Source organism: Novosphingobium sp., from assembly GCF_027486195.1.
Taxonomy (GTDB): domain Bacteria; phylum Pseudomonadota; class Alphaproteobacteria; order Sphingomonadales; family Sphingomonadaceae; genus Novosphingobium.
The window spans coordinates 1-5,880 of the sequence record NZ_JAIXPP010000007.1; the positions used below are offsets into that span (position 1 = coordinate 1).

Here is a 5,880-nt window from a genome sequence, read left to right on the forward strand (position 1 = left end):
AACTGCATGAATTCCATGTTGGAGACGCGGCAGCCCGCGCGCCAGGCCATGGCGATGCCGTCTCCGGTCGCGCCGCGCGGGGCGGTGCTGAAGAGATAGGTGCGGCCCGCGCCGCCGGTCGCCAGGATCGTGGCGCGCGCGGCAAAGCATTCGACGCGACCAGTTCCGGTATCGAGCGCGTAGACGCCCCAGACGCGGTGGCCGCCGCTTTCGCCGTCCGTGCGGTCGGCGCGGTGGCGATCGGTCACCAGATCGATCGCGACCATGTCGGGCCGCAGAGTGATGTTGGGGTGCGCCGTGGCAGCTGCGATCAGCGCCTGCTGCACGGCCCAGCCGGTGGCGTCGTCGACATGGACGATGCGGCGGTGCGAGTGCCCGCCCTCGCGCGTGAGGTGCAAGGCACCGGATTCGGCATTGAACGGGACGCCGAGATCGGCGAGCCGGCGGATCGCCGCGGGTGCGTTCTCGACCACGAATTCCACGGTGTCGCGGCGGTTGAGGCCGGCACCGGCGACCATGGTATCGCGGATATGATCGTCGAAGGTATCCCCCTCGTCGAGCACGGCGGCAATGCCGCCCTGCGCCCACGCGGTCGAGCCGCCGTCCAGCGCGCCCTTGGCGAGCACGAGGACGCGGCAACGTTCTGCGAGCACCAGAGCGGCCGTGAGGCCGGCGGCGCCGGAGCCGATGATCAGGACATCAGGGCTGGCGGGTTCCGAGGCACTCATGACCAGACCCGGGGCACATCAGGAAGATGATCAAACACGCATGCTCTTTGCCTGTCCCTGCGGCGTTTGGAAAGTCTCATGCGGTGCAGGGCGCGAGGTAAAAAATTTGTGTTTGCGCGTTTTCGGTATTGGTTTCCGCACCTGCTAACTGTTAAGATTTGGGCGGTCGCTCCTCCTCTCCAGGATCACATGCCATGCTATGGCGCCTGCCCTTCTGCCTGTTCAACAGGCATCGCTCCGATCCGGCCTCCGTACGATGGAATGGCAGCCGCCATGTCGGTCGGTGCCGTGACTGCAAACGCACCATCCGCCGGTCAGGCCGGGGCTATTGGAAGCTCTTTTCAGAGCAAAACGAAGTTTAAAATCAAAAATATAGCAAAGCGCTGGCGATGCGCGGCGGGCTTTACCCCACCGCGCCTGCGGGGGCGCTCGTCAGTTTGACGAAGACATCCTCGAGGTCTGCCTCGTCGGTCGAGACATCGACGATCCCGTAGCCGAGCGACTGGACCAGCGTGAGCACGTCGCCCGCGTTGATGCGGTCCTTGTTGTACGTCACGCGAAGCTCGCGTTCGCCGGAGATCGTGCTCTTGACGAAGGCCTCATGCTGCGGTGCAGCATCGATCGGGCGGTCCAGTGTAAGCACCACGATTTTCTCGCGCATCATGCCCACCAGCTCACGCGTGGGCTGGTCGGTAATCAGCCGTCCGTGGTTGATGATCGCGATGCGGTCGCACAGCTGCTCCGCCTCTTCGAGGTAATGCGTCGTCAGGACGATGGTAACGCCCTGCTTGTTAAGATCGACCACCAGTTCCCACAGCAGTCGCCGCAGTTCCACGTCGACCCCTGCGGTCGGCTCGTCGAGCACGAGGATCGGCGGGGTATGGACCATGGCCTTGGCGATGAGCAGGCGGCGCTTCATGCCCCCCGACAGCGAGCGGGCATAGGCATGGGCCTTGTCGGCCAGATGGACCGACTGCAGGAGCTCAAGCGAACGGCGCGCGGCGGGCGGCACACCATAGAGCCCGGCCTGGATGTCGAGCACTTCGAGCGGCGTGAAGAACGGATCGAACACGATTTCCTGCGGCACGATGCCGATCGAGGCCTTGGCGTTGCGCGGCTCGCGATCAATGTCGAAGCCCCAGATCTCGACCGAGCCGGACGATTTCATCACAAGGCCGGCCAGCGTGTTGATCAGCGTGGACTTGCCCGCCCCGTTTGGACCGAGCAAGCCAAAGATCTGGCCCTGCGGCACATCGAAGCTCACGCCGCCGAGCGCGAGCTTGCCCTCTCCCGATTTGCTGCCAGCCGGGGCGTAGCGCTTGACGAGATCGCGGATGCGGATGGCGGGGGTCGTTTCCATGGGGTTCTCCCTGCCCCTTGATGCGCTTGGCGTAAAGGGGGCAAGGCAGGACGGGTGCAACCACCTGCTTGTCGGCGGCATGCCGGTTTGCTAACCGCGCGGCCATGACCACGATCAAGGCACCCGAGACGGTTCTCACCACAAGCTCGCGCGTCCGCTGCGACGGCGCTGACGGCATCCGCGGCGGCGCGGCGCTGGGGCATCCCCGCGTGTGGATCGAGATCGACGAGCGGGGCTACGCGGAATGCGGCTATTGTGATCGTCGCTTTGTGCTGAAGGGCGGACCGGCGGATCAGGCGGGCGCGTAATCAGGGCCGCGTAATCACGGTGGCGTGATGCGGCAGGGCTGCCTATATCCCTGTGCATGACCCATACGCCCGATCCCCGCTCGCTGCTCTATCGCCCCGGACTGCTGACCCCTGAGGAGGCGCGGGCGCTGACCGCCACAGCGCTGGGCGCCTGTGAGGATGGTGAACTCTATCTCCAGTTCATTGCCAGCGAGAGCTTCGGCTTCGACGACGGGCGGCTGAAGACGGCGGACTATTCGCGCGATGCCGGGTTCGGCCTGCGCGGCGTTTCGGGCGAGATGACCGGCTTTGCCCATGCCAACGAGATTTCCGCCGCCGCCATCGCGCGCGCTGGCGAGACGCTGAAGCTGCTCGATCCGGCAAAGGGCGCGGCCGCCGCCCCGCCGCGCCAGAACAACCGCCATCTCTACACAGATGCTTCGCCGCTCGATGCGATCCCCTTCGCGGCCAAGGTCAAGCTGCTCGAGACGGTCGATGCCGCAGCGCGGGCGCGCGATCCGCGCGTGGCGCAGGTTTCGGCGAGCCTTGCCGCGAGCTGGTCGGTGGTCGAGATCGTGCGGGCGGACGGCTTTGTCGCGCAGGACGTGCGGCCGCTGGTGCGGCTCAACGTGTCGATCGTCGCGGAGCACAATGGGCGGCGCGAGACGGGCAGCTTCGGCATCGGCGGGCGGCGGCTCTATGACGATCTGTTCGAGGCGGAAACGTGGAACCGCGCGATCGATACCGCGCTGGCGCAGGCGCTCGTGAACCTCGAATCGGTCGATGCCCCGGCGGGCGAGATGACCGTGCTGCTCGGGCCCGGCTGGCCCGGCATCCTGCTGCATGAAGCCATCGGCCACGGCCTTGAGGGCGATTTCAACCGCAAGGGCACCAGCGCCTTTTCGGGCCGGATCGGCGAGCGCGTGGCGGCACCGGGCGTGACCGTGGTCGATGACGGGTCGATCCCTGGTCGGCGTGGTTCGCTGACGATCGACGATGAAGGCACGCCCACCGAGGAAACCGTGCTGATCGAGGACGGCATTCTCAAGGGCTATATCCACGACCGGATGAGCGCGCGGCTGATGGGCCTTGCGCCCACCGGCAACGGGCGGCGCGAATCCTATGCCCATGCGCCGATGCCGCGCATGACCAACACCTTCATGCGGGGCGGGAATGACGATCCGGCCGAGCTGCTCAGCCGCGTGAAGAACGGCATCTTCGCCAAGTCGTTCGGCGGCGGGCAGGTTGATATTACCAGCGGCAAGTTCGTGTTTTCCTGCACCGAGGCCTACCGCATCGAGAACGGCAAGCTGGGCGCGCCGATCAAGGGCGCGACTCTGATCGGCGACGGGCCGAGCGTGCTGACGCGCGTGACCGGGATCGGCAATGACATGGCGCTGGACGAAGGCGTGGGCGTTTGCGGCAAGGGCGGGCAGAGCGTACCGGCGGGTGTCGGCCAGCCGACCCTGCTGGTCGAAGGGCTCACGGTAGGCGGCACAGCCTGACACGCTGTGGCGGGGTCAGCAGTCTCGAAATGCGACACTAGGAGAACTACGTAGTAGGCGTAGGGCCTGCGACTTGGTTTAGGGTGCCCTCAGGGAAACTACAGTCAGCGCTGGTTAAGGCGGCGCGGCGTAGCCTGCCCGCCAATTGGAATGAGAAAGGGCACGTCATGATCCGGAACGCCACAAAGCTCGGGTTCGTTGTCGCCGCCGGCGCGCTGCTGCTGGCTGGTGCGGCTGCCGACGCCCGCCCCCGCCTGACCGGTGAGGAACAGCTGGCCAAGCTGCTTGATGGCCGCGTTGCCGGCAAGCCGGTCAACTGCATCAACCTGCCCAACGTCCAGTCCTCGCGCGTGATCGACAAGACCGCGATCGTCTATGGCAGCGGTAGCACGCTCTATGTCCAGCGGCCGAAGTCGGGCGCATCGTCGCTCAATTCGGACGATATCCTCGTCACCCAGTTGGTGTCCTCGCAGCTCTGCAATATCGACGTGGTTCAGCTGCGCGATCGCAACGGGTTGTTCTGGCGCGGTTTCGTGTCGCTCGATCAGTTCGTGCCCTATAGCAGGCCGGCCAAGGTCGCGCTGGCCGATTGATTTAGGACCGCGCGTGGCGGTATGGGCGCGGCATGCCTGCCACGTCCCTGCCGCTTCTGCGCCACGCCTCTCCCGCCGATACCGCCGCGCTTGCCGATCTTGGCCGCCGCGCTGTCAGCGCCAAGTTCCAGCACCTGTACAAGCCGGAGGACTTCGCCACCTTCCTCGGGCAGGCGCACAGTGATGAGAAGGTGGCAAAGGAAATCGCCGATCCCGGCATGCGCATCGCGGTGATCGAGGAGGACGGCGCGCTGGTCGCCTTCTGCAAGCTGGTGCTTCAGAGCACGATGCCCGCCGGGCACAGCGATGCGCGCGCGCCGCTGGAACTGAAGCAGCTCTACACCGATCCCGCGCGCATCGGCGGCGGATTCGGCGCGAAGTTGATGGATTGGGCGCTGGCCAAGGCAGAGGACGTCGGCGCGGACGAGATCCAGCTCTCCGTCTACAGCGAGAATCCCGAGGCACAGCGGTTCTACCATCGCTACGGCTTTGCCAAGATCGCCGATATCGAGTTCTGGGTCGGGAGCCACTGCGATCCCGAATTCCTTTATGCGCGCAAGGTTTAACCTATCCTTTGACTCCAATCTTCAACGATTTGCGGATGAGGCTTGCCTTCAGATCTCAGAACCTTTGCAAGCTTATTGAATAGGTGTGGATTTCCACGCTTGCTGACCGGATTGCTGTTGATCGTGGACAAACCTTGGCCGGGGATACTGAGGTGAATGTCACCGGCCTGTTCATCAAACCAGACCCCCAGCGTGATGCTGATTGTCTTCCCGCTTCGTGCATTTGCCAAGTCTTACCCTCCTGTCAGAAGCTCCCGGACAATCTGGTAGATTTGATGAGCTGACAGGGCAACGCTTCCCCACGCCTCGCGTCTCGGGTATAGGACCGCTCATGTCCTCCGTACGCCCCTGGCGCGATATCGCGCGCCGCAAGAGCCGCCAGATCATGGTTGGGTCCGTTCCCGTTGGCGGCGATGCGCCGATCACGGTGCAAACCATGACCAACACGCTGACCAGCGATCCCGTCGCCACGATCAACCAGATCCGCCGCTGCGAGGATGCGGGGGCGGATATCATCCGCGTTTCGTGTCCCGATGTGGAAAGCACCGCGGCGCTGGGCAAGATCGTGCGCGCGGCGCGCATTCCGATCGTGGCGGACATCCATTTCCACTACAAGCGCGCGCTTGAGGCGGCGGATGCTGGCGCGGCCTGCCTGCGCATCAACCCCGGCAATATCGGATCGAGCGACCGCGTGGCCGAAGTGGTGCGCGCGGCCAAGGCCAATGGCTGCGCAATCCGCATCGGCGTGAACGCGGGCAGCCTTGAGAAGGACCTCCTCGAAAAGTACGGCGAGCCGTGCCCCGAGGCGCTGGTGGAATCCGCGCTCGATCACATCAAGCTG

At 65.1% G+C, this 5,880-nt stretch carries 8 protein-coding genes; 5 read left to right on the forward strand and 3 right to left on the reverse strand.

Annotated features, from left to right (window positions below; genetic code table 11):
- A partial coding sequence (locus Q0071_RS01015) for an FAD-binding protein (RefSeq protein ID WP_298164295.1) occupies nucleotides 1-728 on the reverse strand: 728 nt, incomplete at its 3' end.
- 403 nt (nucleotides 729-1,131) lie between these two features.
- Nucleotides 1,132-2,088, reverse strand: coding sequence for an ABC transporter ATP-binding protein (locus tag Q0071_RS01020; RefSeq protein ID WP_298164298.1), 957 nt, complete (start codon nucleotides 2,086-2,088; stop codon nucleotides 1,132-1,134).
- 104 nt (nucleotides 2,089-2,192) lie between these two features.
- Here Q0071_RS01020 and Q0071_RS01025 point away from each other — a divergent pair, with 104 nt between their 5' ends.
- From Q0071_RS01025 to Q0071_RS01040, 4 genes are all read left to right on the forward strand, one after another.
- On the forward strand, nucleotides 2,193-2,396 hold the full coding sequence (locus Q0071_RS01025) for a zinc-finger domain-containing protein (RefSeq protein ID WP_298164302.1): 204 nt from the start codon (nucleotides 2,193-2,195) through the stop codon (nucleotides 2,394-2,396).
- Between the two features lie 56 nt (nucleotides 2,397-2,452).
- The gene (gene tldD / locus Q0071_RS01030; RefSeq protein ID WP_298164304.1) at nucleotides 2,453-3,880 is read left to right on the forward strand and encodes a metalloprotease TldD; all 1,428 of its coding nucleotides are present in this window, start codon (nucleotides 2,453-2,455) and stop codon (nucleotides 3,878-3,880) included.
- A 167-nt stretch (nucleotides 3,881-4,047) separates the two neighbouring features.
- Entirely contained in the window at nucleotides 4,048-4,473 is a 426-nt protein-coding gene (locus Q0071_RS01035; RefSeq protein WP_298164306.1) for a hypothetical protein, read from the forward strand.
- A 32-nt stretch (nucleotides 4,474-4,505) separates the two neighbouring features.
- Complete coding sequence (locus tag Q0071_RS01040) at nucleotides 4,506-5,039, forward strand: GNAT family N-acetyltransferase (protein ID WP_298164309.1); 534 nt, start codon at nucleotides 4,506-4,508, stop codon at nucleotides 5,037-5,039.
- Here the strand turns inward: Q0071_RS01040 and Q0071_RS01045 are convergent.
- Nucleotides 5,036-5,269 (reverse strand): hypothetical protein, encoded by a 234-nt coding sequence (locus Q0071_RS01045; RefSeq protein WP_298164311.1) that lies wholly within the window; start codon nucleotides 5,267-5,269, stop codon nucleotides 5,036-5,038. The two genes, Q0071_RS01040 and Q0071_RS01045, sit on opposite strands and share 4 nt — an antisense overlap.
- A gap of 101 nt (nucleotides 5,270-5,370) precedes the next feature.
- Between Q0071_RS01045 and Q0071_RS01050 the strand changes: the two genes are divergently transcribed.
- Nucleotides 5,371-5,880: flavodoxin-dependent (E)-4-hydroxy-3-methylbut-2-enyl-diphosphate synthase (locus Q0071_RS01050; RefSeq protein ID WP_298164312.1), on the forward strand; the 510-nt coding region annotated here is incomplete at its 3' end.

Excerpts from the sequence above, each read along its gene's own strand:
- Q0071_RS01020 (WP_298164298.1), bottom strand. The coding sequence starts at position 2,088 with ATGGAAACGACCCCCGCCATCCGCATCCGCGATCTCGTCAAGCGCTAC.
- Q0071_RS01025 (WP_298164302.1), top strand. The coding sequence starts at position 2,193 with ATGACCACGATCAAGGCACCCGAGACGGTTCTCACCACAAGCTCGCGC.
- tldD (WP_298164304.1), top strand. The coding sequence starts at position 2,453 with ATGACCCATACGCCCGATCCCCGCTCGCTGCTCTATCGCCCCGGACTG.
- Q0071_RS01035 (WP_298164306.1), top strand. The coding sequence starts at position 4,048 with ATGATCCGGAACGCCACAAAGCTCGGGTTCGTTGTCGCCGCCGGCGCG.
- Q0071_RS01040 (WP_298164309.1), top strand. The coding sequence starts at position 4,506 with ATGCCTGCCACGTCCCTGCCGCTTCTGCGCCACGCCTCTCCCGCCGAT.